Source organism: Neorhizobium sp. T25_27, assembly GCF_002968565.1.
GTDB lineage: Bacteria > Pseudomonadota > Alphaproteobacteria > Rhizobiales > Rhizobiaceae > Neorhizobium > Neorhizobium tomejilense.
Genome location: NZ_PVBJ01000007.1, coordinates 12,989 through 38,575, shown reverse-complemented (window position 1 = coordinate 38,575; position 25,587 = coordinate 12,989). Strand labels below are relative to the sequence as shown.

The 25,587-nt window shown below is 62.5% G+C and carries 21 protein-coding genes; 16 read left to right on the top strand and 5 right to left on the bottom strand.

The window, feature by feature from the left end; genetic code table 11:
* Positions 1–76: 76 nt before the first annotated feature.
* The 3 genes from C5J24_RS19445 to C5J24_RS19435 all read right to left on the bottom strand — a co-directional run bounded on the left by C5J24_RS19445 (position 77) and on the right by C5J24_RS19435 (position 3,302).
* Entirely contained in the window at positions 77–1,399 is a 1,323-nt protein-coding gene (locus tag C5J24_RS19445) for an ATP-binding protein (RefSeq protein ID WP_105420210.1), read from the bottom strand.
* Entirely contained in the window at positions 1,396–2,136 is a 741-nt protein-coding gene (locus C5J24_RS19440; protein WP_105420208.1) for a response regulator, read from the bottom strand. The genes C5J24_RS19445 and C5J24_RS19440 overlap by 4 nt, the downstream gene beginning before the upstream one ends.
* 113 nt (positions 2,137–2,249) lie before the next feature.
* Positions 2,250–3,302, bottom strand: coding sequence for an alpha/beta fold hydrolase (locus C5J24_RS19435; RefSeq protein ID WP_105420206.1), 1,053 nt, complete (start codon positions 3,300–3,302; stop codon positions 2,250–2,252).
* A 331-nt stretch (positions 3,303–3,633) separates the two neighbouring features.
* Here C5J24_RS19435 and C5J24_RS19430 point away from each other — a divergent pair, with 331 nt between their 5' ends.
* Positions 3,634–5,409, top strand: a complete 1,776-nt coding sequence (locus C5J24_RS19430) for a cytochrome c biogenesis protein DipZ (RefSeq protein WP_172724060.1) — start codon at positions 3,634–3,636, stop codon at positions 5,407–5,409.
* A gap of 46 nt (positions 5,410–5,455) precedes the next feature.
* The gene (locus tag C5J24_RS19425; protein ID WP_105420202.1) at positions 5,456–6,211 is read left to right on the top strand and encodes an alpha/beta fold hydrolase; all 756 of its coding nucleotides are present in this window, start codon (positions 5,456–5,458) and stop codon (positions 6,209–6,211) included.
* 109 nt (positions 6,212–6,320) lie between these two features.
* Here C5J24_RS19425 and C5J24_RS19420 read toward each other — a convergent pair whose 3' ends face one another.
* Positions 6,321–7,229, bottom strand: a complete 909-nt coding sequence (locus C5J24_RS19420; protein WP_105420200.1) for a helix-turn-helix domain-containing protein — start codon at positions 7,227–7,229, stop codon at positions 6,321–6,323.
* A 165-nt stretch (positions 7,230–7,394) separates the two neighbouring features.
* Here C5J24_RS19420 and C5J24_RS31970 point away from each other — a divergent pair, with 165 nt between their 5' ends.
* The 9 genes from C5J24_RS31970 (at position 7,395) to kduI (ending at position 16,164) form a co-directional block, all read left to right on the top strand.
* On the top strand, positions 7,395–7,568 hold the full coding sequence (locus C5J24_RS31970; RefSeq protein ID WP_172724059.1) for a hypothetical protein: 174 nt from the start codon (positions 7,395–7,397) through the stop codon (positions 7,566–7,568).
* A complete protein-coding gene (locus C5J24_RS19415) occupies positions 7,565–8,449 on the top strand; it encodes a carbohydrate ABC transporter permease (protein WP_105420198.1) in 885 nt (294 codons plus the stop codon). Before C5J24_RS31970 ends, C5J24_RS19415 begins: the two co-directional genes overlap by 4 nt.
* A gap of 2 nt (positions 8,450–8,451) precedes the next feature.
* Positions 8,452–9,360 (top strand): carbohydrate ABC transporter permease, encoded by a 909-nt coding sequence (locus tag C5J24_RS19410; RefSeq protein ID WP_105420196.1) that lies wholly within the window; start codon positions 8,452–8,454, stop codon positions 9,358–9,360.
* A gap of 4 nt (positions 9,361–9,364) precedes the next feature.
* A complete protein-coding gene (locus C5J24_RS19405) occupies positions 9,365–10,474 on the top strand; it encodes an ABC transporter ATP-binding protein (protein WP_105420194.1) in 1,110 nt (369 codons plus the stop codon).
* 32 nt (positions 10,475–10,506) lie between these two features.
* A complete protein-coding gene (locus C5J24_RS19400; protein ID WP_105420192.1) occupies positions 10,507–11,763 on the top strand; it encodes an ABC transporter substrate-binding protein in 1,257 nt (418 codons plus the stop codon).
* A gap of 4 nt (positions 11,764–11,767) precedes the next feature.
* A complete protein-coding gene (locus C5J24_RS19395; RefSeq protein WP_105420190.1) occupies positions 11,768–13,282 on the top strand; it encodes a glycoside hydrolase family 28 protein in 1,515 nt (504 codons plus the stop codon).
* Between the two features lie 6 nt (positions 13,283–13,288).
* Positions 13,289–14,434 (top strand): glycoside hydrolase family 105 protein, encoded by a 1,146-nt coding sequence (locus C5J24_RS19390; protein ID WP_105420188.1) that lies wholly within the window; start codon positions 13,289–13,291, stop codon positions 14,432–14,434.
* Positions 14,435–14,532: 98 nt separating this feature from the next.
* A complete protein-coding gene (locus tag C5J24_RS19385) occupies positions 14,533–15,159 on the top strand; it encodes a bifunctional 2-polyprenyl-6-hydroxyphenol methylase/3-demethylubiquinol 3-O-methyltransferase UbiG (RefSeq protein ID WP_105420186.1) in 627 nt (208 codons plus the stop codon).
* A gap of 156 nt (positions 15,160–15,315) precedes the next feature.
* Complete coding sequence (kduI, locus tag C5J24_RS19380) at positions 15,316–16,164, top strand: 5-dehydro-4-deoxy-D-glucuronate isomerase (RefSeq protein ID WP_105420184.1); 849 nt, start codon at positions 15,316–15,318, stop codon at positions 16,162–16,164.
* A gap of 61 nt (positions 16,165–16,225) precedes the next feature.
* Here the strand turns inward: kduI and C5J24_RS19375 are convergent, their stop codons facing one another.
* Positions 16,226–17,275, bottom strand: coding sequence for a LacI family DNA-binding transcriptional regulator (locus tag C5J24_RS19375; protein ID WP_105420182.1), 1,050 nt, complete (start codon positions 17,273–17,275; stop codon positions 16,226–16,228).
* Between the two features lie 172 nt (positions 17,276–17,447).
* Between C5J24_RS19375 and C5J24_RS19370 the strand changes: the two genes are divergently transcribed.
* From C5J24_RS19370 to C5J24_RS19350, 5 genes are all read left to right on the top strand, one after another.
* Positions 17,448–19,373: an ABC transporter substrate-binding protein gene (locus C5J24_RS19370; protein ID WP_105403224.1), complete on the top strand. Its 1,926-nt coding sequence runs from the start codon at positions 17,448–17,450 to the stop codon at positions 19,371–19,373.
* Between the two features lie 88 nt (positions 19,374–19,461).
* The gene (locus C5J24_RS19365; RefSeq protein ID WP_105420180.1) at positions 19,462–21,570 is read left to right on the top strand and encodes a family 10 glycosylhydrolase; all 2,109 of its coding nucleotides are present in this window, start codon (positions 19,462–19,464) and stop codon (positions 21,568–21,570) included.
* Between the two features lie 109 nt (positions 21,571–21,679).
* A complete protein-coding gene (locus tag C5J24_RS19360; protein WP_105403222.1) occupies positions 21,680–22,666 on the top strand; it encodes an ABC transporter permease in 987 nt (328 codons plus the stop codon).
* Between the two features lie 10 nt (positions 22,667–22,676).
* A complete protein-coding gene (locus tag C5J24_RS19355) occupies positions 22,677–23,867 on the top strand; it encodes an ABC transporter permease (RefSeq protein WP_105403221.1) in 1,191 nt (396 codons plus the stop codon).
* A gap of 10 nt (positions 23,868–23,877) precedes the next feature.
* Entirely contained in the window at positions 23,878–25,584 is a 1,707-nt protein-coding gene (locus C5J24_RS19350) for an ABC transporter ATP-binding protein (RefSeq protein WP_105420178.1), read from the top strand.
* Positions 25,585–25,587: the final 3 nt, after the last annotated feature.

Sequence of the window (25,587 nt, the reverse complement as noted above, 5' to 3'; positions counted from 1 at the left end):
GTATCGAACCGTAGCGCAGACCTCGCAGGACATCCTTTCATACAAAACGCTTCAAAAAATCAGTCTGTTTCCGGTATCAGCGGATGGTGACTTCGGCAGCCAGCCCGCCACCGGCGCGATTGTAGAGCCTCACCGAACCGCCGAGCGCTGCGGCAAGCTGCTGGGCGATGGCAAGACCAAGCCCCGAGCCGCCGGTTTCGCGGTTGCGGGATTGCTCCAGCCTGAAGAATGGCTGCATGGCCGCCTCCAGCATTTCTTCCGGAATCCCCGGCCCGCGATCGAGGACGGTGATGACGATGTCGCCCTCGCCCCTTCTCTCGACGCTGATCTCGGCCGCGCCGGCAAATTTCACCGCATTGTCGATGAAGTTCGAGAGGATGCGGCGCAGCGCGTGCGGTTTGGTGGATGCGGTGCCCTGTACCACGCCGGCGACGGTCACCGCCTTGCCGGTGTCCTGATAATCATAGGCAATGCTGTCGATGAACGAGGCAAGATCGATGCGGGAAACCTTCTCGCCATTGCCATGCGCGCTGCGCGCATAGGCTATGCCGTCCTGCACCAGCCGCTCGATCTCGCCGAGGTCATGCACCAGCTTGTCCCTCTCGGGCGAATCGTCCGCCATGTCGGCGCGCAGCCGCATGCGGGTGATCGGCGTCTGGAGATCGTGGGAGATGGCGGCGAGAATCTGCACCCGCTCCTCGAGATAGTGGGCGATCCTGTCGCGCATGGCGTTGAAGGCCCGAGCCGCATGGGCGACCTCGCTCGGGCCGGTCTCGCTCAACGGCGGGCCTTTCCTGTTGGGATCGAGCGCATCGGCTGCGGCCGCAAGGTCTCCGAGCGGGCGGATCGCCTGCCGGACCGCAAACCAGGTGCAGATCACCAGAAGCGCCATCTGGACGGCGAACACGTAAGGAAGCCATTCGGCGATCGGCATGACACCCCTCGGCGTGACGTCGATGGTGAGTGGAGAGCCGTCGGAAAGGGTGAGATGGCCCTGCAGCCGCCTGACGTCACCGGGGATGGACTCCACCCGCAGCGGGAACCGATGCCCCACCGCCTCCTGGATCCTGCCGGTAATCTCGGCGCCGCGGCCCGACATTTCCGGCACGCCGGCAATCCCCGGGCCGAGCACCAGGCGGTAGTTGCCGCGGCTCAACCGATCCAGCCAATCGGCCCGCTCGCCGGCCGGCAGCCGGTCGAGAATGGCGATCGACGTCGCAAGATCGTTTTCAAGCGTGCCGAGCATGACGGCCTTTGCCGACATGTAACGTTCGATAAAGAGGATGCTGAAGGAGAGCCCGTAGGCGATGGCGAGGCCTGCAAACAGGATGAGGAAAAGCCGCGCACGCAGGGTGCTCGGCCATAATTTTCCCAGATAACGGGAGACGCTGGCGCTCACGGCTTCGGCTCCGAGATCGCGACCGGGACCGAAAAGACGTAACCTTCGCTGCGCACGGTCTTGATATAGGTCGGCTCGCGCGCATCGTCGCCGAGCCGCTGGCGAAGCCGGCTCACCAGAAGGTCGATCGACCGGTCGAACAGGTCCGCATCGCGGCCTTGCGTGAGGTTGAGAATCTGGTCGCGGTTGAGCACGCGCTGCGGATGGTCGATGAAGACGCGCAGCAGCCGGTATTCGGCACCGCTCAGCGCGATTTCCGTGCCCTGTCCGTCGAGCAGATGGCGGCCGACCGTATCGAGCCGCCAGTCGCCGAAGCTCAGCAGCTGGCCTGCCTCACTGATCTGCAGGTTGGGCGGCAGCATGCGCGTCCGGCGCAGGACGGCCTTGATGCGCGCCAGCAATTCGCGCGCGGCAACCGGTTTCGGCAGATAGTCGTCGGCACCCATTTCGAGCCCGATGATCCGGTCCATCTCGTCGCTGCGGGCAGTCAGCATCAGGATCGGCGTCGCCTTGTGCTTGCCGGCCCTAAGCTCGCGGCAAAGCACGAGCCCGTCATCGCCCGGCATCATCACGTCGAGCACGATCAGGTCGACCGCATTGGCCTCGAGAAAACTGCGCATCTGGCGGCCATCTGCGGCCGCCGCCGCCCGGAGGCCGTTCTTCTTCAGGTAGCTCGACAGCAGTTCACGGATTTCGCGGTCGTCATCGACGATCAGGATATGGTCGATATGATCCATTTTCGGGCTTCAAATCCTTGTCCGATGAGAACGGTATCGCACCGCCCTTCCTTCTTTAAACCGCAGGATGGCTGCCGCGAAGCCAAGAAATATCTCCGCGGCAGCCATCGGGCTCAAAACCGGTCAACGTCCAGAACAGCCTGCGCAAAGGCTTGCGGGGCCTCCTGCGGCAGGTTGTGGCCGATCCCGCCGGTGATGGTGCGATGCTCGTATTTTCCGGAGAACTTGCCCGCATAGGCAGAAGGATCGGCATGCGGCGCGCCGTTGGCATCGCCTTCCATGGTGATCGTCGGCACCGAGATCATCGGCCCCATGGCGAGCTGCTGTTCGAAGGCATCGAACCGGGCCTCGCCTTCGACAAGACCCAGCCGCCAGCGGTAGTTATGGACAACGATCTCGACGTGGTCGGGATTGTCGAATGCGGCGGCCGATCTTTCAAAGGTCGCGTCGTCGAATTTCCAGGTGGGCGACGCCGTCTGCCAGATAAGCCTGTTGAAATCGCGCCGGTTCTGCTCGTAGCCCAACCGGCCGCGTTCGCTGGCGAAATAGAACTGGTACCACCATGCAAGCTCGGCTTTCGGCGGCAGAGGTTTCTTGTTGATTTCCGGGCTGCCGATCAGGTAACCGCTCACCGATACTATCGCCTTGCAGCGTTCCGGCCACAGTGCCGCCATGATGTTGGCGGTCCTGGCGCCCCAGTCGAAGGCGGCGATAATCGCCTTGTCGACCTCCAGCGCATCGAGGAGCGCGATCATATCGGCCGCAATGGCCGACTGCTGGCCGTTGCGTGGCATATCCTTCGACAGAAAGCGTGTCGTGCCGTGGCCCCTCAGATAGGGCACGATGACCCGGTAACCGGCAGAAGCGAGCAGCGGCGCGACATCCACGAAGCTGTAGATGTCGTAGGGCCAGCCATGCAGCAGCAAAACGACGGGGCCGTCTGCCGGACCGGCCTCGGCATAACCCACATCGAGCACGCCCGCCTTGACCTGCTTCAGCGTTTCGAAGGAGGTGTTGGTGCCCACCTTGGCGGCGGTCAATGTCGTTGCCGCAGGCGGTGGAGACTGGGCGCCGGCAGTGCCGGTCATTCCGAATTCGACCGCTGCAACGGTCATGGCGGCAACGCCGAAGAAGCGGCGACGCTGGTGGTTGATCAGGTCGGGCATCGATCTCTCCAATTCGTGTTGATCACGATCGGAAGGAAGCCGGAGCATGTATCCCCGATATGTCCCGAGCCGCCGGTTTTTGAATGCGGATGTAGCATCCGGCCGCCGGGATACGTTCTGATACAATTCAGGCAGCGCCGATCCGGCCACCTTCCGCCGCGCCTGGCGATTTGTGTCGCTCTGTAGCGCATCGGGCGGTTTCCTACACTTCGGTACATTTTCCCTCGAACCGGACACATCCGGGATACGTCGCGCCGACCAGATTGGCCCGTTGCTGGTTGAGCCGCACCGCCGCCCAGAACCCGAACATCCGGTGTCAAAGGAAACGATGATGACGCTTCTTATCATTGCCTATCTCGGAGGCGCGCTGACGATCCTCAGCCCGTGTATTCTCCCCATTCTTCCCTTCGTTTTTGCGCGCGCCGGGCAACCGTTCGTCCGCAGCACATTGCCGATGCTCATCGGCATGGCTGCCACCTTTGCGCTGGTCGCCACGCTTGCGGCGGTCGGAGGCAGCTGGGCGATCCACGCCAACGAATACGGCCGGCTCGCCGCCATCGTCCTGCTCGCGGTCTTCGGCGTCAGCCTCCTTTCGCCGCGTGTCGCAAGCTTCGTCACCCGTCCGGTCGTCGACTTCGGCAACCGGCTCCTGAATGCCTCGGGGACACCTGGTACGGTACCCACGGTGACGAGCTCGCTGGTCCTCGGCGTCGCGACCGGCTTGCTTTGGGCTCCCTGCGCGGGCCCCATTCTCGGCTTGGTCCTCACTGGTGCCGCATTGCAGGGCGCGAACCTCGAAACGACATTCCTGCTCGTCGCCTATGCCGCGGGCGCAGCAACTTCCCTCGCCGTTGCGCTCACCGTCGGCGGTAAGGTCTTTGCCGGAATGAAGCGTTCGCTCGGTGTCAGCGAACGGATTCGCCAGGTCCTGGGTGCCGCCGTGCTTGCCGGCGTCGCGGTCATTGCGCTTGGCCTCGATACCGGCCTGCTCGCCCGTCTGTCCTATGCCAGCACCGCCTCCTTCGAACAGGCGGTACTCGACAGGCTGCATTCCAAGCCCGCAACCGGCACGCCTTCGGAAATCGCCGGCAATGGCATGGCGAGCGCCGCAGCCGATATCGCCCGGCCGTTCCGCAGCACCCTGCCGGTCGAGGGTCATGCACCTTCGCTCGACGGCGCGGTCGCGTGGCTGAACTCGCCGCCGCTGATCTCGGAACAGCTCCGCGGCAAGGTCGTACTCGTGGATTTCTGGACCTATTCCTGCATCAACTGCATCCGCACCGTCCCTTACGTCCGCGCCTGGGCCGAAAAGTACAAGGATCAGGGCCTCGTGGTGATCGGCGTGCACGCACCCGAATTTGCCTTCGAGAAGAAGATCGACAATGTCAAAAAGGCCGTCGGTGACTTCAAGATCGGCTATCCGGTTGCAATCGACAACGACTACAAGATCTGGCGCGCCTTCGAGAACAGCTATTGGCCCGCCCAGTACCTGATCGATGCCAAGGGCCAGATCCGCTATCACCACTTCGGCGAGGGCAACTACAAACAGTCAGAGCAGGCGATCCAGGATCTGCTGCGCGAAGCCGGAAGCGAGATGGCAGCCAGCGCGCCGGTCGTGCCCGACGCCAAGGGCGCGGAGACAAGCCCGGATCTCAGCAAAGTGCGCTCCGGCGAAACCTATCTCGGCTACAAGCGCGCCACCAATTTCGCCTCCCGCGAGACCCTGCGCGCCGACGCCGCCCGCGACTATTCGATCGACGAACCGAGCCTGAACGAGTGGGGCCTCTCCGGCACCTGGACGGTCGGCGCGGAACAGGCGACGCTCAGTCAGCCGGGCGGCGGCATCGCCTACCGGTTCAGTGCCCGCGATCTGCATCTCGTCCTCGGTCCCGGCGCCGCCGGCAAGCCGGTCCGCTTCCGGGTGACGATCGACGGCAAGGCTCCGGGAACGGACCACGGCGCCGATATCGACGCAGACGGCAACGGCACGGTGACGGCGACAAAGCTCTACCAGCTCGTTCGTCAGGCCGGCAATGTCGAGGCCCGCAGCTTCGAGATCCGCTTCCTCGATCCGGGTGTCGAAGCCTATGCCTTCACCTTCGGTTAGGCCCTATCCCAAACCCAATCCTACATCAACTAACAGGAGTAAGCTCATGAAAAGACGTATTTCCACCTTCGCACTTGCCTTTGCCACCAGCGTCATCGCGTTTGCGGCGCAGGCCGCGGAGGTCAAGAACATCGTCATCGTCCATGGCGCATTGGCCGATGGCTCAAGCTGGCGCAAGGCAACCGAAATCCTCGAAAGGCGCGGCTTCAACGTGACGATCGTTCAGCAGCCGATCACCTCGCTTGCCGACGATATCGCCGCCACCAACCGGGTGCTGGACCTTCAGGACGGCCCGACCCTGCTCGTCGGACACAGCTATGGCGGCATGGTGATTACCGAAGCCGGACACAACCCGCATGTCGCCGGCCTCGTATACGTGGCGGCGTTCCAGCCCGACAAGGGCGAAAGCCTGCTCAGCCTCGCAAGCTCGAAACCGGCAGGCGGCATGAACATCCGCGAGACGAAGGACGGCAAATATCTCTATATCGACCCCGCCGCATTCCCGGGTGATTTCGCGGCGGACCTGCCGAAGGACGAGGCCAGGTTCCTCGCCCGGTCGCAGGTATTTGCCGCCAAGGAGGCTTTCTCGGCCAAGGTCGGCAATCCCGCCTGGCAGACCAGGAAAAGTTGGTCGATCGTCGCTACCGAGGATCGCTCCATCAATCCGGAACTGGAACGGGACATGGCCCGGCGCGCCGGCAGCGACATCACCGAGATCAAGGCAAGCCACGCCGTCTTCGCCTCCCAGCCGGAGAAGGTCGCCGACGTCATCGAGCGTGCGGCCAGGCAGGCGGGCAAATAGCTCGCGTGAACAATCGCCCGGCGCCGGGAGAAATTCCGGCGCCGGGCCTGCCAATTTGCGGCAAGGTCGGCCGGGAATCACGGGAGCCGGCCCAGAGACTTCGCCCTATTCAGCGGGTCAGCGGATAGATGAGCTGGCCATCCTCCTCGCCTCTCGGGAAGGCGCCCTCGCGGCTGCGCTTTTCCGATTGCTGATAGCCCTGCGGGCTGATGCCGATATAGCGCTTGAACATGCGGGAGAAATAGTAGGCGTCCGTATAGCCGGAAAGCTCGGCGGCGCGCTTCACCGTACAACCGCCGGCCATCAGGCCCATGGCCCGCTCCATCCGCTTGAACTCCTGGAACTTGTCGGGCGTCCAGCCAACGCGCTTGCGGAACTCCCGCTTGAAGTAATCCGGATTGTACGGCACCGAATCGATCGTTCTTCCGACGATCTCCTCGCCGAGCGGATCGGCCGCGATCTGGCTCGCCGCCACCATGACGGAAAAGGACAGCGCATCCGGATTGTTGACGTTGCCGACCGACTGCTCCCTCCAGCCGGTATGAGCCTGCTCGATGAATTCGATCAACAGGAACATGAAGAGGTGATGCTGAAGCAGCGTCGTCGAATAGGGCGGCGAATTGTCGTGGTAATAACGCGTCAGCGGCTCCATCATCTCCCAGCGGGCGAGCGTGACAGCGTGTTTCAGGTTCATCTGAGCGATCAGGTCGAGCCGTCCGAAGAGGTCGAGCGTGAAATGCTGGGCGATGCCGGTATAGGCCTCCCGCGAGGTCGAATGACCGGAAAACCACGTATTCGCAGGCAGGAGCATCGCCCTGCCCGGCGCCATGTCGATCGTCTCGCCCCCGACTTCATAACGAGCCGAGCCCGTCAGGCAGATGATCAGGTCATGCACGCTGTTCGATTTGTCGACGCCCCAGGTATGCGAGTGCTGCATCCTTATGGTTGAGCGCGTCAACGTCAACGCCATCGCGTTCATCGGAATGGCAGACAGAACGCTACCTTCGATTTTCTCCATCCTTTTCCCCGAATTCGTCGATTTGATCTGACTGGTAAAGTGAGAATATCAGCCCGGGAGCTAAGAACTCAACACGCCTGAGACATTAATGGGAGGAAATGGCGCTTCAATTGCGGGAGCCTGACGGATCAGGTGTGTGCGCAAATCGAAGGGCCAGAAGTCGCGATGCACAATAAAGCAAGTGTCTCTTCGTTCAACATCGCCTCTATCCGCGGTGGTTCGCTCAACTGCGCGACGAACCTCACGGGCGACCTTGCCTGTGACCGAGCCGTCACCGCACATGCCGGTCGAATGAACCGCCTGCCGGAAGCGCTGGCCAGACTGGGGCGGGCGGCATGAGCGGCGACAACAAGTTCCTTGGGCTTATCTATCTGTCGCCCTTCATCATCGGGCTCCTGGTTTTCACCGCCCTGCCCTTCCTTGCGTCACTCTATCTGAGCTTCACCAACTATAACCTGATGAACGAGCCGGTCTTCACGGGCCTGCAGAACTATATCCGGTTGTTCACCAACGACCGGACGTTCCGCAAATCGCTCTGGGTGACGCTGGTCTACGTATTCACGACGGTGCCGTTGAAGCTCGCTTTCGCGCTCTTCATGGCGGTGATCCTCAACTACAAGCTTAGGTTCATCAACGTCTTCAGAACGGCCTATTACGTGCCCTCGATCCTCGGCGGCTCGATCGCCATCGCGGTTCTGTGGCGCTACATCTTCGCCGATGTCGGCCTCGTCAACATGGGCCTCGCCCTCATGGGCTTCGAGCCGGTCAACTGGTTCGGCGACCCGACCAATGCGCTGTTCACCATCACGCTGTTGCGCCTCTGGCAGTTCGGTTCGGCCATGGTGATCTTCCTCGCCGCCCTCCAGAGCATCGACAAGACTCTCTACGAGGCAGCTTCGATCGACGGCGCCGGCAAATGGACGAGCTTTGTCTACATCACCCTGCCGCTGATCACGCCTGTCATCTTTTTCAACCTGATCATGCAGATGGTCCAGGCCTTCCAGGAGTTCAACGGACCCTACATCATCACCCAAGGGGGGCCTTTGAAATCCACCTATCTCCTGCCGATCTACATCTATGACGAGGCCTTCAAGCGCTTCGACATGGGTTATGCCTCGGCCATCGCCTGGGTCCTGTTCCTCATCATCATGGCCCTCACCCTCATCGCCTTCTGGTCTTCGCGCCACTGGGTCTATTACGCCGGCGACAAGAGGAGCTGACCATGACCGATCACATCCTCTCCCAGAATTCCCCAGCAACCCGCGACATCGACATCGTCCGCAGCCGCGAAACGCGCCGCCACCGCTTCAATGCCGCGCTGCGTTACGCTCTGCTGACCGCGGTCGGGCTCTTGATGCTCTATCCGCTGATCTGGCTGATCGGGGCATCGTTCAAGACCAATTCGGAGATCTTCTCCAATCCCGGCTTCTGGCCGGAGAACCCGACGCTCGACGGCTATATCAGGGGCTGGAAGACCTCGACGCCCTATTCCTTCGGCACGTTCTTCATCAACACGCTGTGGATCGTCATCCCGAAGGTGATCGGCACGGCGATTTCCTGCACGGCGGTCGCCTATGGCTTTGCCCGCTTCGATTTCCCGTTCAAGAAGGTGCTGTTTTCCGCGCTGATCGCGACGCTGCTCCTGCCGAACGTCGTCACCCGCATTCCGCAATACCTGATCTTCCGCGATCTCGGCTGGCTCGACAGCTACCTGCCGCTCTGGGTGCCTTCGGCGCTGGCGGGCGATGCCTTCTTCGTGTTCATGCTGGTGCAGTTCCTGCGTGCCATTCCGCGCGACATGGAGGAAGCAGCGCGGGTCGACGGAGCCACCACCTGGCAGACGCTGATCTTTATCGTCGTGCCGCTTCTGATGCCGGCGCTGATCTCGGTCTGCCTGTTCCAGTTCATGTGGACGATGAACGACTTCCTCGGGCCGCTGATCTACATCTCTTCGGTCGACAAATACCCGATCTCGCTGGCGCTGAAACTGTCGATCGACACGACCGAAGCCTTCGAATGGAACCGGGTCCTGGCGATGTCGGTCCTGTCCTTGGCACCGGCACTCGCGGTCTTCTTCCTCGCCCAGAAATATTTCATCGACGGGATCTCCTCCGGCGGGATCAAAGGATAGTCACATGGCGCGTCTTCAACTGAGAAACCTCGAAAAAGACTACGGTTCGTTCCGCGCCGTGCATGGCATCAACCTCGATGTCGAAGACGGCGAGTTCATGGTGCTGGTCGGCCCGTCCGGCTGCGCCAAGTCGACGACGCTGCGGATGATCGCCGGGCTGGAACGGGTGACCGGCGGCGAGATCCGCATCGGCGGCGAGCTGGTCAACGACAAGACGCCGGGCGACCGCGGCATATCCATGGTCTTCCAGAACTATGCGCTCTATCCGCATATGAAGGTCCACAAGAACCTCTCCTTCAGCATGCGGCTGAAGCGCCGTCCGGCCGCCGAGATCGAGCAGGCCACAAGCCACGTCTCCAGTCTTCTCGAGATCGACCCCTTGCTCGACCGGCTCCCAAAACAGCTCTCCGGCGGCCAGGCGCAGCGCGTCGCCGTCGGCCGGGCGCTGATCAAGAAACCGCAGGTCTTCCTGTTCGACGAGCCGCTCTCCAACCTCGACGCCAAGCTGCGCGCCTCGATGCGCGTGCGCATCACCGACCTGCACAAGCGACTGAAGGCGGACGGCCAGCAGGCGACCGTCATCTACGTTACCCACGACCAGACCGAAGCCATGACCATGGGCGACCGCATCTGCGTCATGAGGGACGGCCACATCATGCAGGTCGCCGATCCGGTGACGCTCTACAGCCGCCCGGCCAATACATTCGTTGCAGGCTTCATCGGCAGCCCGGAAATGAATTTCCTCGACGGCACGTTCGAGGGAGAGAACAGCGTGCGGGCAGCGGAGCAGGTGATCGTGCTCGGCGACGAGTTCACCAAGCGGATTTCCGGACGCAGCGAGCACGTCACACTCGGTATCCGGCCACAGCACCTGCACATCGTCGCGGCCGAAACGCCCGGCACCATCAAGGGCAAGCTTACCCATATCGAGTTCATGGGCCACGAAGTCTACCTCTATGTCGACATCGGCCCGAAACGCCTCATCGCCGTGGTGCCGTCCGCGTCCTACGACCGCGGCGCGCTTCGCGACGACTGGGTCTGGCTGAGTCCGGACCCGAAGGGAGTGCATCTGTTCGACCGCCAGTCCGGGGAGAACATCAGCCTGGCGATTTGAAACTTCATCGTTCCAACTTGGGAGGAGCCAAAATGAGAACCATGTTCATGACGGCGGCTTTGTTTGCCGCCACCAGCCTTTCGACCGCATTCGCTTCGGACCTGCGCATGTCCTGGTGGGGCAGCGACGACCGCCATGTCGCGACCCAGCAGGCCCTGAAGGTCTGCGGCGCGAAATTCGGCAATACGATCGCGCCCGAATTCACCGGCTTTCAGGGCCATCAGGAAAAGATCGCCACCCAGCTCGCCGGCCGCACCGAGGCCGACATCATGCAGGTGAACTGGCCATGGCTGCCGCTGTTCACCAAGAACGGCGACGGCTTTGCTGACCTGAACCAGTACAAGGACATCATCGACCTCAGCCAGTGGTCGAAGTCGGACCTCGACAGCGGCACCGTCAAGGGCAAGCTGAACGGCATTTCCGTCTCCACGACCGGCCGCGTCTTCATGTTCAACAAGACGACCTACGACAAGGCCGGTGTCCCGATCCCGAAAACCTGGGAAGAGCTGATCGCCGCAGCCCCGAAGATGAAGGAAAAGCTCGGCAAGGAGTATTATCCGTTCGAAGGTGCGGCTCTCGACGCCCGCCTAATGGTAATCCTGCGCACCACCCAGAAGACTGGCAAGGACCTGATCGACCCGGCCACCAACAAGGTCGCCTGGAGCGAAGCCGAACTCGCCGAAGGCCTGGAATTCTACAAGACGCTGGTCGACAAGGGCGTCATCGAGAGCTGGAAACAGGTGGCCGCCGGCGGCAATACGCCGCTGCATGAAAACCAGAAATGGGCCAAGGGCCAGGTCGCCGGCACCTACCAGTGGGACAGCACCTACGGCAAGATCGCAACGCCGATGGAAAAGGGCCAGGAGCTCGTGCCCGTCAAGCTGTTGACGATCGAGGGCGCCAAGACCGACGGCGTCTACCGAAAGCCCTCCATGCTGTTTTCGATCTCCAGGAACAGCAAGGACCCGAAGGCCGCGGCCCAGGTGCTCAACTGCCTGCTCAACGACCCGGAAGCGGTCAAGATCATGGGGGCGACGCGCGGCATTCCGTCCAGCAAGATAGCGCTCGACACGCTGACCAAGGAAGGCAAGATCAAGCCGGTGCAGCTGGAAGCCTACAAGCGGGTGATGGAGCCGACCAGCCCCGGCGTCTCGCCGCTCAACGAGCATCCGCGCGTCACCGAAGTCTTCGATACCAATTTCGAAGCCTTCGCTTATGGCCAGCAATCCTCCAAGGATGCCGCAACCGAGATCATCGCCGGCATCAACCAAGCGCTGACGGGGATCTGAGGACGTGACGGACGTCGCCATCGAACTCCTGATCACCGGCCCTCGCAACGCGACCTTCCGCGTCGATGCCGAAAGGCATCTTCACACACGCGATGACGCGCTTGCCTGGCAGGTTCGGGAGATCGGCGGCGCGTTGGTCGCCGAGGGGACGACACGGACCGTCGTCTTCTCGGTCGCCTCCCTTGAGCCGGGCACAACCTACATTTTCCATGCAGGTGATGCCCGGCTCGAATTTACCACACGGCGGGAAACCGCCGCGATCGACATCCGCGATTTCGGCGCCTCGACGGACGCACAGGACAATGCGCCGGCGATCCAGCGGGCCATCGCGGGGCTCGCTCCCGGAGGCACGCTGAGAATACCGGCCGGGCGCTGGCTGAGCGGTCCGATCTTCCTCAAGAGCGACATGACCCTGTTTCTCGAAGACGGCGCCGAGCTCGCGGCAATCGCCAACAGGCAAGACTTTCCCATCCTGCCGGCGCGCCATGCGGATGGCCGCATTCTCGGCACCTGGGAAGGCGTGGCCGAGGCCTGCTACGCCAGCCTGATCAACGCGATCGACTGCCGCAATGTTCATCTTGCCGGCACCGGCATCATCGACGGCGGCGGTGACCGCGGCGACTGGTGGTCGTGGCCGAAGGAAACACGCCAGGGCGCCAGGCGCGCCCGCACCATCTTCCTGTCGGCTTGCGAGGACGTCACCCTTTCCGGCCTCACCATCCGCAATTCGCCGTCCTGGACGGTCCACCCGGTTTTCTGCAGACGGCTAATCGCCGCGGATCTCACGATTGAGAACGATCCGGACTCCCCGAATACCGACGGTTTCAACCCCGAAAGCAGCTCCGATATCCGCCTTGTCGGCCTGCATATCTCGGTCGGCGACGATTGCATCGCCCTCAAGGCCGGCAAACGCAGCCTTCTCGGTGGGCCGGACCGCCCGACCGAGCATGTGCGGATAGAGAACTGCCTGATGGAGCGCGGCCATGGCGCGGTGGTCATCGGCAGCGAGATGAGCGCCGGCATCAGCGCCATCGCCATCCGAAACTGCCACTTCAAGGGAACCGATCGGGGGCTGCGTATCAAGACGCGGCGGGGGCGTGGCGGCACCGTCGCCGACATCCGGCTTGCCGACAGCCTGATGGAGGACGTCGCAACCCCGGTTGCCGTCAATTCCTTCTATTTCTGCGATGCCGACGGCCGGTCCGACTACGTCCAGTCCCGGTCGCCGCTGCCGGTCTCCCTGGAAACGCCGAGCATAAGCTCGATCTCCGTCGAGAATGTTACCGTTACCGGCGCGCGAACGGCGGCCGCCGTCTTCTATGGCCTGCCGGAAGCGGCGATCCGCGACATTGCCTTCGAGAACTATACCGTTTCCTTCGCGCCGGATGCCGAGGCCGAAGTGCCGGAAATGGCCTCTCTACTCCTGCCGCTCCGGCATGCCGGGATCGTTGCGGAAAACGCCGTTTTCAGCCGCCTTGCGCGGCTTTCTCCGGTTTCCATCCATCCAGCTCAAGACTGAAATCCAATGCTTCGGGACTACTTCGAGAATTACGCGCGCGATTATGAATATTACAAAGGCGGCGCCTGGTGTTACGAGGACGGTTGCCTCTACCGCGGCCTGATCGCGCTTTACGAAGCGACCGGCGAGCGCCTGTGGCTGGATCATCTCATCCGTCTGGTGAGCGGCCAGATCGACGCGCAAGGCCGGCTTGTCGGCTACGCGATCGACGAATTCAACATCGACAACATCCTGCCCGGCCGGGCGCTCGTCTTTCTCCATCGGCTGACGGGCGAAAACCGCTGGCTTGATGCCGCCGCACCGCTGGCGCGACAGCTCGAAACGCATCCGCGCACCGGCAGCGACGTCTATTGGCACAAGCTGCGTTACCCGCATCAGATCTGGCTGGACGGGCTTTACATGGCGCTGCCGTTCAAGGTGGAATACGCCCAGGCGGTCTCACAACCCCAGGCCGTCGAGGAAGCGCTCCGGCAGTTCACGACGGCGCTCGACCTCACCTATGACCGGCAGGCGGATCTTTATCGCCACGGTTACGACGAGGCCCGGCAACAGGCCTGGGCGGATGCGGAAAGCGGCCTTTCGCCGGCCCATTGGGCAAGATCGATTGGCTGGCTGGCAATGGCTTTCGTCGACATCATCGAAAACCTGCCCGCCGGCGTAGCGCGGCGGGAGCTCACCGACCGCGCCGCGGCGCTGGCGTCCCGGATCATTGCCCTTCGCACCGCGGATCACCGCTGGCTGCAGGTGATCGACCGGCCGGACGAAGCGCAGAACTATCCCGAAAGCTCGGCCACGGCGATGTTCTCCTATTTCCTCCAGAAGCTCGCGCGGCTTGGCGGCCCCCCCGACGTTTCCGAGGCCGGTCGAGCGAGCCTGCAATCGCTGACGGGACAGGAGCTGCGGCGGGATGCTGATGGACGGCCGAGGCTTCACAACATCTGTTGCGTCGCAGGCCTCGGAGGCTTTAACGGCCGCTATCGCGACGGCACCGTCGGCTATTATCTTTCCGAGGAAATCCGCCCCGACGACATCAAGGGTGTCGGGCCACTGATGATGGCCTATGCGGAAACGCTGCTGGACACACAATCGATGATGTCCCAGTCTGGGCGGCTGGGGGACCAGGTCGAGCTCAGCACCGCCGTCAAGCGATAGCAGCCCTCGGTAGTGTCTCAGACCGAACTTCTGCTATGGTCGGGAGGTGGGCCTCTCGCTCGTTTGGGGGGCCCTTGTCTTGGGGGAGGAGCGCTAAGATGAGCACCGACAGGGACACTGTGCGGTCCTATGACACGGTCGCGGCGGAGTACGCTGCTGAAGCGGCGGCGATGCCCGAATGGGTCGCGACAGAGATCGATGCGTTCGTGACTGCGCTGGGTGGCTCGGGGAGGGTGCTGGAGATCGGAAGCGGTGGCGGGCGAGATGCACTTGAGCTTGAGAAGCGCGGGATTAGCGTCCGGCGCACCGACATTTCGAAGGGTTTCGTCGAACTGCTTCGCGACAATGGCTTTAAGACCGACCTGCTGGACCCGCTGACCGAAGACCTGGCCGACCCGCAACGTCCCGGCACGCCGTATGACGGGGTCTGGGCCTGCGCCTGCCTGATTCACGTCGCGCGCGAAGATTTGCGCGTGGTGCTTCGACGGCTTGCCGAGGCGACCCGGACCGGCGGCCGGCTGCACGCCTCTGTCAGAGAGGGTGATGGCGAGGATATGTCCACACATGGCAGCGCTGCAGCGCCTCGGCGCTATGTCGAAACGTACTGGCGCGAGCCTGCCCTGCGAACTGCACTTACAGAGGCCGGCTGGATCGTCAGCGACGTACGTCGGTGCGTCGGGAGCCCCGATGATTGGTGGCTGAGCGTTCGGGCGAGCCGGGCGTGACGAAGATAGAGTTCCAGGCCCGGATAGAAGCGGCGTGCCGCGTCCGCACGGGACACCAACCCGGTTAGATCGAACTTCGGATCCGGGTCGAAAGCCGAAGTTCAAACTGAGACACTACCCGGCGCGCTCGCGCCGAGAAACAGGAGAAAACAGACCATGACGATCGATGTCCGGACGCGCCATGCCGTTCACTACAGCCAGTCGGAGCGTATGACGAGCGCGGACTTGCGCGAGAATTTCGTGATCGAGAATCTGTTTGTCGCGGGGACGCTGCAGGCTGTCTATACCCACTATGACCGAATGCTGGTGGCAGGAGTGGCACCGACGCAGCCAAGCCTCGGCGTCGGCAGCGAACTGGCCAAACTGGTCGGCGCAGACTACCTGCTGGAGCGCCGCGAGCTGGGCCTCATCAATATCGGCGGACCGGGCCGCGTCATCGCCGACGGCAAGGCTTACGAACTCCTGCCAATGGACGGGCTCTATCTCGGCATGGGAACGAAGGAGATCTTCTTCGAAAGCCACGACCCGTTTGCGCCTGCGAAATTTTATATCAACAGTGCGCCGGCGCACGCCACCTTACCCTCACGGATCGTCAGCAGCGCAGATGCGATCGAGAACAATCTCGGCGAAAGTGCCACGTCGAACAAGCGCAAGCTCTACCAGTATCTGCATCCGAAAGTGCTGCCGACCTGCCAGCTGCTGATGGGGCTGACCCGGCTGGAGACCGGCAGCGTCTGGAACACCATGCCGGCGCATCTGCATGACCGGCGGATGGAAGCCTATCTCTATTTCGAGATCCCGGAAAACGCCTTCGTCGTTCACCTGATGGGGCGGCCGGCGGCGACAAACCATCTGATCATCGGCAATGAACAGGCCGTGCTCTCGCCGCCCTGGTCGATCCATTGCGGCGCCGGCACCGGGGCCTACGCCTTCATCTGGAGCATGGCCGGAGACAACCAGTCCTTCACCGACATGGACATGGTGGATATGAAGAGCCTCAAATAGAGGCCTCGAAGTCCATTCGCCACCGGAGCAGCGATGCTCGGACGGGCGGCGGCGGGAACCGTCAGACGGGCACTACACGCGGTTCCTGCCCAAGTACCATGCGATCGTCGGGATGCACGCCGCCCTTGCATGGCCCGGTGGAGCGGCGCTCGATGATCCTCGACGCGACCTGGACCCTGCGGGCGGGCGTCCCCGGCTGGCGCGGGTTCTCGATCCGCTCGAGCAGGAGCCGCAGGCCGACGGCTCCGCATTCCTGGCCTTCCATCCGCACCGTCGTCAAAGCTGGCGAGATCTGCTTTGCCGGTGAAAAATCGCCAAAACCGACCACCGAGACATCATCGGGAATGCGATAGCCCTGGCCCAGGAGTTCGGAAACGACGGTGAGCGCCAAGCCGTCATGCGCGCAGAAGAAGGCGGTCGGCCGAGCACCTTTTTCCTTCAGTGCGCGATAGGTTTCGGCAAAACCATTCTCCTCCTCGAACTGCAGGACATGCAACGTGACATCCGGGTGACGCTCGGCGATTTCGCGCGCGCCATAAAAGCGCTCGCGGCGGCCGCGATAACCGGGTGTGCCATGGACATAGGCGATGGAACGGTGACCGAGGTCTACCAGGTATTGGATCACGGCCTGCCCTGCCTCATGGTCGGTGCCGGAGACCTGATCGGCATCTTCGAGCGGATCGACCCAGCCGAACCGGATGATCGGAGTGCCGGTCGCCATCGCGGCGCGGATCGCCTCGCGGTCGTGCGGTCCGACCAGCAACAGTCCGGCGCAGGTGCGCGCCAGTTCTTCAAGCTGTCCCTGGCTGTGGGTCCATAACATCCTGAGAGCCATGCCGAGCCTGTGCGCCTCTGCCTGGACCCCGTTCTGGATCTGCATGTGCAGCTCGCTGTTGACCGGGTCGAGGTCGTGAAACACCACCGCGATATCGCCCGGCGCGGTCTGGCGGGCGGGCTTGCTATAGCCGAGACGCAGGGCTGTTTCGCGAATCCGCTCGCGGGTTTCCTCGCTGACGCCGCTCTTGCCCGACAACGATCTGGACACGGCATATTTCGAAAGGCCGACCTCGCGCGCGATGGTCTGCAAGGTGACCCGCCCCCTGTTTTTCATTCCAGCCCTCTCTGCATTGCCGCCTGGCGGCACTGCCGCACTGCAAAACGCAATTTTCCCAAACAAGCCTACATAACACTTTACCTAACAGTATTCGAATGCAAGCTTTCCGTTATCCACGCCCAAGGGAAATAATAGGTAACGGCGGGGACTGCGTGTGGAGGAGACACTCATGATCAAGCTGAAACGTCGCGCGTTTCTGGCCGGGACTTCGGCCGTTTTGATTTTGCCGGCCCTGCCGGCTTTAGCCGTCGACTACAAGGAAGCCGGTCTCTTGAAGGATAAGGTCGCCAGCGGCGCCCTTCCTCCCCTCAAGGATCGGCTGCCCGCCAACCCCCTTGTCATCAAACCCCTTGAAAGTGTTGGTAAATACGGAGGCGATTGGAAGCTGGCGCTGGTCGGCGGCGGTTCGCTCTCGATGCTGTTCCGCTACCAGGCCTATGAGCCTCTCCTGCGTTACACGCCCGACTGGTCGGGGGTGACGCTCAATGTCGCGGAAGCCTTTGAAGGCAATGCAGATTCCACCGTCTACACCATTCGCCTGCGCAAGGGCATGAAGTGGTCTGATGGACATCCCTACACCACCGCCGACGTCAAGTTCTGGTATGACACGGTGCTCACCGACAAACGCGTTGCCGTCACCAGCCAGGGCCACTGGAAGACCGCCGGCAAGCCCGCCAAGCTGGAAGTGGTCGACGAACAGACCTTCAAGGTGATCTTCGAAAAACCTAACGGCATGTTCCCGCTGCAGGTCGCCTGGTCCAACTGGGATCACACCACGCGCTGCCCCAAGCATTATCTCGAGCAATTCCATATCGACTACAATCCGAAAGCAGACGAGCTGGCCAAGCAGCGCGGCTTCCAGAGCTGGATCGCCGCATTTCAGTCCGCCTCCGGCTTCCAGGACGACAACGCCTTCTTCCTCAATTCGTCGAAAAAGCCTTGCCTCAACGCCTGGTATTTCACGATCGCGCCTGGCGAAAACACCGAGCGTGTCGTGGCCGAACGCAACCCTTATTATTGGAAGGTCGATACCGCGGGCAATCAGTTGCCCTATATGGACCGCATCGTCTACCAGATGGTCGCCGATCCGCAGGTACTGCTCTTGAAATGCATGCAGGGCGAAATCGACCTGATGGACCAGTATATCGCCACGCCGAACAACAAGTCGGTTCTCTACGACGCGCGCAAGCAGGGCGACTATGATTTCTACACGCTGACCTCGACCGAGGCCAACGTCATGAACTTCATCTTCAACCTGAACCACAATGACGAGACGAAGCGAAAGCTCTTCCGCAACAAGAAGTTCCGAGCGGCCCTGTCGACCGCGCTCGATCGGCAGACGCTGATCGACGCCGTGCTGGTCGGCCAGGGCGCGGCCGCCCAGCCGTCGATCAAGGAAGGCGATCCGCTCTATAGCGATCAGCTCGCCAAGCAGTTCACCGAGTACAGCGTCGACAAGGCGAACGCCATGCTCGACGAGCTGGTTCCGAAGCGCGACAGCCAGAATTTCCGTCTCGACGAGAAGGGCCGGCGGCTGACGATCATCTTCGAGATCGACCAGGCCCGCCCGATCTTCCTCGATCTCTTCCAGCTGGCGATCCCGATGTTCCAGGCGGTCGGCATCGATGCGCAGATGCGCACCATGGACCGCTCCCTCTGGGAGACCCGCGTGCGCCAGGGCCGCGATTTCGACGCGACCGCGCATCAGTTCGGCGCCAATGGCGGCGTCGCGGCGATGCTCGATCCGCGCTACTACGTGCCGACCGACAGCAACGCGATGTATGCCCCGGCCTGGCAGCTCTGGTATCTCGATCCCAAGAACGCCAATGCCGAGGAGCCGCCGGAAGAGACCAAGAAGCTGCTCGCGCTCTACGACAAGCTGAAGGCGACATCGGACCAGGCCGGCCAGCGCGAGATCATGAAACAGATCCTCCAGGGGGCCGCCGACAACTTCTATGTCTTCGGGATTTCGCAGCCGCCGGACGGCTACGGCATCGTCAAGAACAACATGAGGAACATCACCAAGACCATGCCGAACTCGTTCGGCTGGCCGACCCCTGCCCCGACCATGCCGGAGCAGTTCTACAAGGTCTGAAGGCCTCGCCAATTGCGATGATTTTCCGGGCGCCGGCGCAAGCCGGCCGGCGCCATGGGGCCCCTTTTTCCGATAACTGGATGCTATCATGCTCGAGGCGAGACGACAGAACACCGACACCTTGCGGACTCCCGACTGGTACAGGACCGCGACGCGCTGGACCCAGCTGACCTTCGTGGAGGATGATCCGGAAAAATACGACCCGGCCTTCTGGATCGACGTCTTCAAGCGCACCAAATCCAACGCCCTATGCCTCAGCGCCGGCGGTTACATCGCCTACTATCCAAGCGAGGTTCCCTATCACTACGTCAGCCAGTATCTGGGTGACAGGGACATTTTCGGCGCGCTGGTCGATGCCGCCCGCAAGCTCGACATGCATGTCATGGCCCGCGTCGATCCGCACGCCATCCATGACGATGCGGCCAGGGCTCATCCGGAATGGGTGATGATCAATGCCGACGGCACGCCGCGCCGCCACTGGGCCTATCCGGATGTCTGGGTCACCAATGCCTATGGCGACTACAACTCGGTATTCATGCCGGAGGTGGTGAAGGAGATCGTCCGCGAATACGATGTGGACGCGATCTTCGCCAATCGCTGGCAAGGCCACGGCGTCGACTACAGCGAAGACAGCGCCCGCCGTTTCAAGGACATGACCGGCCATGCGCTGCCCAGAAGGGCGGATGCCGAGGACCCGGCCTGGCAGGCCTGGCTGCAATGGCGCCGCCGGGTGCTGACCGATATGATCGCCCAGTGGGACGACGCAGTCAAAGCCATCCGGCCGCATGCGAGCTTCATCCCCAACATGAGCGGCGCGTCGCTGATGGAGTTCGACCTCTCGGTCATCACCAAACATTGCCCCTTCCTCGTCGTCGACCATCAGGGCCGCAAGGGGCTGGAGCTCGGCTGGTCCGCGGGCCGCAACGGCAAGCGCATCCGCGCCACCTTTGCCGATCGTCCGGTGGTGCTGATCACCTCGATCGGTCCGGAAGAGGAATACCGCTGGAAGGATGCGGTGACCTCCGGCGAGGAAATGCAGCTCTGGATCAACAACGGCACGGCCCACGGGCTTTTCGCCTGGTTCACGAAATTCAACGGCGTGGTGCCCGACAAGCGCTGGGTGGATCCGGTCGCCGAGGCCTTCGTGCTGCAGTCGGCGGTCGAGCCGGTCCTCGAAAGCATGAGGCCGACGGCAGAGATCGCCGTGATCGACCCTTCGACCACCTTGCGTCACTGGGCACCGGAAGACCGCCACGCGGCGGAGAAACACGACCTCGGCATCTACCATGCCCTGGTCGAGGCCCGCCTGCCCTTCGAGCTTCTGTCCGATCAGGTGCTCACCCGGGACAATCTCGATCGCTTCAAGGTCATCATCCTTGCCAATGCCTCCTGCCTTTCGGATGCGCAGAACGAGGCGATCCGCGCCTATGTGGCGCGCGGCGGCAGCGTCGTCGCCTCCTACGAGACCTCGCTTCGCGATGAATTCGGCAAGGCGCGTTCCGAATTCGGGCTGTCGGACGTGCTTGGCGCCAAATTCGTCTCCGGCCCGCGCGGCATCGTCAAGAACACCTATGTGGCGCTGTCCGGCGACCACCCGGTCAACAAGGGTTTCGACGGCGCCGAGCGGATCATGGGCGGCACAAGGCTGATCCATGTCGAACCGGCTGCGGGCGCTGCAACGCCGGTCCTCTACGTTCCCGATTTCCCGGATCTTCCGATGGAGGAGGTCTATCCGCGTAAAGACCCGGAAGGTGCGGCCGTCATCGCCCGAGAAACCGGCATGGGTGGCCGCACTGTCTATATTCCCTGGAATATCGGTGAAATCTTCTGGGAAGTGTTTGCCGTCGATCACGCCCGGCTGCTGTCCAACGCCGTCCATTGGGCGCTTGGCAAGACCCCGCGCGTCACCGTCAAAGGCCCCGGCGTCATCGACCTCGCCCTCAGGGAAAACGCCGAGGGTATCGCGCTCAGCCTCTTCAACCTCACCAACCCGATGATGATGAAAGGGCCGATACGCGAAAATTATCCTCTGGCGGCCCAGACCGTTTCGGTGGAAGTTCCGAGCGGCAAATCGGTTGCGAAAGCCTGGCTGGTCGTTGCGGACAGGGCGGCAAGCTTCAGCGTCAAGGACGGACGCGCGGAGGTGGACGTGCCGGGAATAGAGCGGCTGGAAGTGCTGCATCTCACCTGGAAATAAGGTGGGAGACTAAAATGGAGGAACGCTTTCGGCCTGGAGGGGCCGAGGGCGGATGAAGATCCGAAGGTGGCGCCTAAACGGCGCTTTCAACGGGAGGAGAACTATTCCGATGCTTGGCTACATCTTCAAGCGCGTGCTCTACATGATCCCGACCCTGTTCGGCATGTCGCTGATATCGTTCCTGATCATCCAGCTGCCGCCGGGTGACTACCTGACGTCGATGATCGCCACGATGAGCGACAGCGGCCAGACCGTCGATCCGGCCCAGATCGAGCGGCTGAAGGAAATCTACGGCTTCGACGATCCCTTCTACATCCAGTATCTCAAGTGGATCTGGGGCATCGTCAGTCGTGGCGACTTCGGTCATTCGTTCGAATGGAACCAGCCCGTTTCCGGCCTGATCTGGGGCCGGATGGGTTCGACCCTGGTCATCTCGCTCTTAAGCCTCCTGTTCGTATGGATCGTCGCGCTGCCGATCGGCATTTATTCCGCCGTCCGTCGCCATTCGATCAGCGACCACGTCTTCACCTTTTTCGGCTTTATCGGGCTTGCGGTGCCGAACTTCATCCTGGCGCTGGTGCTGATGTACGTCGCCTACCGTTATCTCGGCCAGAGTGTCGGCGGCCTCAACTCGCCCGAATATGCCGAAGCGCCCTGGAGCCTTGCCAAGGTCGGCGATTTCCTTGCGCATCTGTGGATCCCGATCATCATCATCGGCGCTTCCGGGACGGCGGCGCTGATCCGCGTCCTGCGCGCCAACCTGACCGACGAGCTTCACAAGCCGTACGTGATCACCGCCCGCGCCAAGGGCCTGCCGGAATACAAGGTCATTCTCAAATATCCGGTGCGCATCGCCCTCAACCCGTTCGTCTCGGCGATCGGCTGGGTGCTGCCGCATCTGGTCTCCGGCGTGACGATCACCGCCATCGTCCTCAACCTGCCGACCGCCGGGCCGCTGCTGTTCCGAGCGCTGATATCGCAGGACATGTATCTCGCCGGCAGTTTCATCCTGCTCCTCAGTGCCCTCACCCTTGTCGGCATGCTGCTATCGGATCTGCTGCTGGCGCTGCTCGATCCGCGCATCCGGTTCAATTGAGGGAGGCCGCATGAGCACGCACGATACATTCGGAACCTATTCCGGCCCCGCTCACACCGTCGCCGACGGCCCCTCGATCAGTCCGCTCAAAGCCGGAAAGACCGTTTCGACCGCAACGGTCGGCCCCTGGAGGCTGATTGCGGGAAAGCTTCTCCGCCAGAAGGTGGCCATGTTTGCCGGCGCGGTCATCGTGATCCTCTATCTGATCGGCCTGTTCGCCGAATTCCTGGCACCCAGCCTGCCCGCCACCTCGCGGCCGCAATATACCTATGCGCCGCCGCAGGGCCTGAGCTTCTTCGTCAAAAAGCCGGACGGCAGTTCCGAGTTCAATTTCCATGTGAAAGGCTACAAGGTCGAGATCGAAAAGGTGGCGCTGCGCCGCACCTTCGTCGTCGACGACACCAAGGTCGTGCCGGTCGGCCTGTTCGTCAAAGGCCCGCGCTACGAACTCTGGGGCCTCATCCCGATGGACCGCCACCTGATCGGCCCGATCAATCCAAGCGATCCGATGTATCTGCTCGGCGCCGACCGCCTCGGGCGCGACGTCTTCTCGCGGCTGGTCTATGGCACCCGGATTTCCATGTCGATCGGTCTCGTTGGCGTCGTCATGTCTCTCGTCCTCGGCGTCGTGCTCGGCTCGATATCGGGCTTTTACGGCGGCTGGATCGATACGGTGATCCAGCGCATGATCGAGGTTGTCAGCGCCATGCCGACCATCCCGTTATGGCTGGGCCTCGCAGCGGCGATCCCGCTCACATGGTCGCCGGTCAACGTCTATTTCGTCATCACCATTATCGTCTCGCTGCTCGGCTGGACCAGCCTCGCCCGTGAGGTGCGCGGCCGTTTCCTCGCTCTTCGCAGCGAAGACTTCGTCACCGCCGCAATCCTCGACGGATCGAGCGAGAAGCGCCTGATCTTCCGCCATATCCTGCCGTCCCTGACGAGCCATATTCTCGCCGTCGTGACGCTTGCCGTGCCGACGATGATCGTTGCGGAAACCTCGCTTTCCTTCCTCGGTATCGGCCTGAAGCCGCCGGTCGTCAGCTGGGGCGTGCTGCTGCAGGACGCCCAGAACATCCGCACGGTGGCAACCGCACCATGGCTGCTGATCTGGCCCTCGCTCGCGGTGATCGTCGCCGTGTTGTCCTTCAATTTCTTCGGCGACGGCCTTCGCGATGCCGCCGACCCCTATGACAATTGAGGAGGAAACCATGACCGGTCCTGCCGAAGACACCGTCCTCTCCGTCGAAAACCTCTCGATCGATTTCCGGTTGCGGACCCATATCCTGCATGCGGTCGAGAATGTGAGTTTCGAGCTGAAGCGCGGCCAGACGCTTTGCCTCGTCGGCGAGAGCGGTTCGGGCAAGAGCGTCACCGCCCGTTCCCTGCTGCAGATCGTCGACAGGCCCGGCAGCATCGTCGGCGGGCGCATCCTTTTGCGAAACGCCGGCGAGTTCCCGGATATCGCCAGGCTCGATCCGGATGGCCAAGCCATGCGCGCCATTCGCGGCCGCAGGATCGGCCTGATCTTCCAGGAACCGATGAGTTCGCTGTCGCCGGTCCATACGATCGGCTCGCAGATCACCGAAGCCGTGCGCCTGCACAGCAATCTCGACAAGCGCGCCGCGCGGGCGAAAACGGTCGAATTGCTGCGCCAGGTGGAAATCCCCAATCCGGACCAGATGGCCGACCGCTACACGTTCGAATTTTCCGGCGGCATGCGTCAGCGGGCGATGATCGCCATGGCGCTTGCCGGCAATCCCGACATCCTGATCGCCGACGAACCGACCACGGCGCTCGACGTGACCACCCAGGCCGAAATCCTCGACCTGATCAAGCGGCTGCAGGTGGAGCGCGGCATGGCCATGCTGCTGATCACCCACGACATGGGCATCGTCGCCGAAGTGGCGGATGACGTCGCCGTCATGCGCTTCGGCCATATCGTCGAGCGCGGCCCGGTCGATGCGATCTACCATGACGCCCAGCACCCCTACACGCGCCAGCTTCTCGCCTCGACGGTGAAGCTCACCCGCCATGTCGAAGGCAGGGTGCCGGCGGTGGCCGCGTCGTCGGAGCCGCGGCAGCCGATCCTTTCGGTCCGCACTCTCGGCAAGACCTTCGGCTGGCACGGAAAAACCAATTCGCTGCGCGCCGTCGACGACGCCAATTTCGATCTCTATCCCGGTGAGAACCTCGGCATCGTCGGGGAAAGCGGCTCGGGCAAGACGACGCTCGGCCGGCTGATCCTGCGCACCGTCGAGCCGACGACAGGCAGCGTCGTCTACCGCAACAAGGACGGCAGCGAAGTCGAGGTCACCAGCCTGACCAAGAAGGAGCTGCGCCATTTCCACCGGGAAGTGCGACTCGTCTTCCAGGACCCGTTCGCCTCGCTCAACCCGCGCATGACGGTCAAGGAAGTGATCGGCGACCCGCTGATCATCAACGGTCTCGCCAAGGGCAAGGCGCTGGAAGAGCGCGTCGCCGAACTGATGCGGCTCGTCGGGCTCGATCCGATGGGCATGGAACGTTACCCGCACGCATTTTCCGGCGGCCAGCGGCAACGCATCGGCATTGCCCGGGCGCTGGCGCTCGATCCGCGCATCATCATCGCCGACGAGGCGACTTCGGCGCTCGACGTGTCGATCCGCAGCCAGATCCTCGACCTGCTGCTCGACATCCGCCAGCGGTTGAACCTCAGTTTCATCTTCATCTCGCACGACATTTCGGTGGTGCGCTATTTCTGCGATCGTGTCGCGGTCATGCATCGCGGCAAGATCGTCGAGCTCGGCGAGGCCGAGCAGATCTGCACCGCGCCACGGGAGGCCTATACCAAGAGCCTGATTTCCGCCGTTCCCAATCCCGACCCCCGCGACAAGCGCATGCTGCACCGGCACCGCTTCGTCGCATCCGTTTCCTGAAGG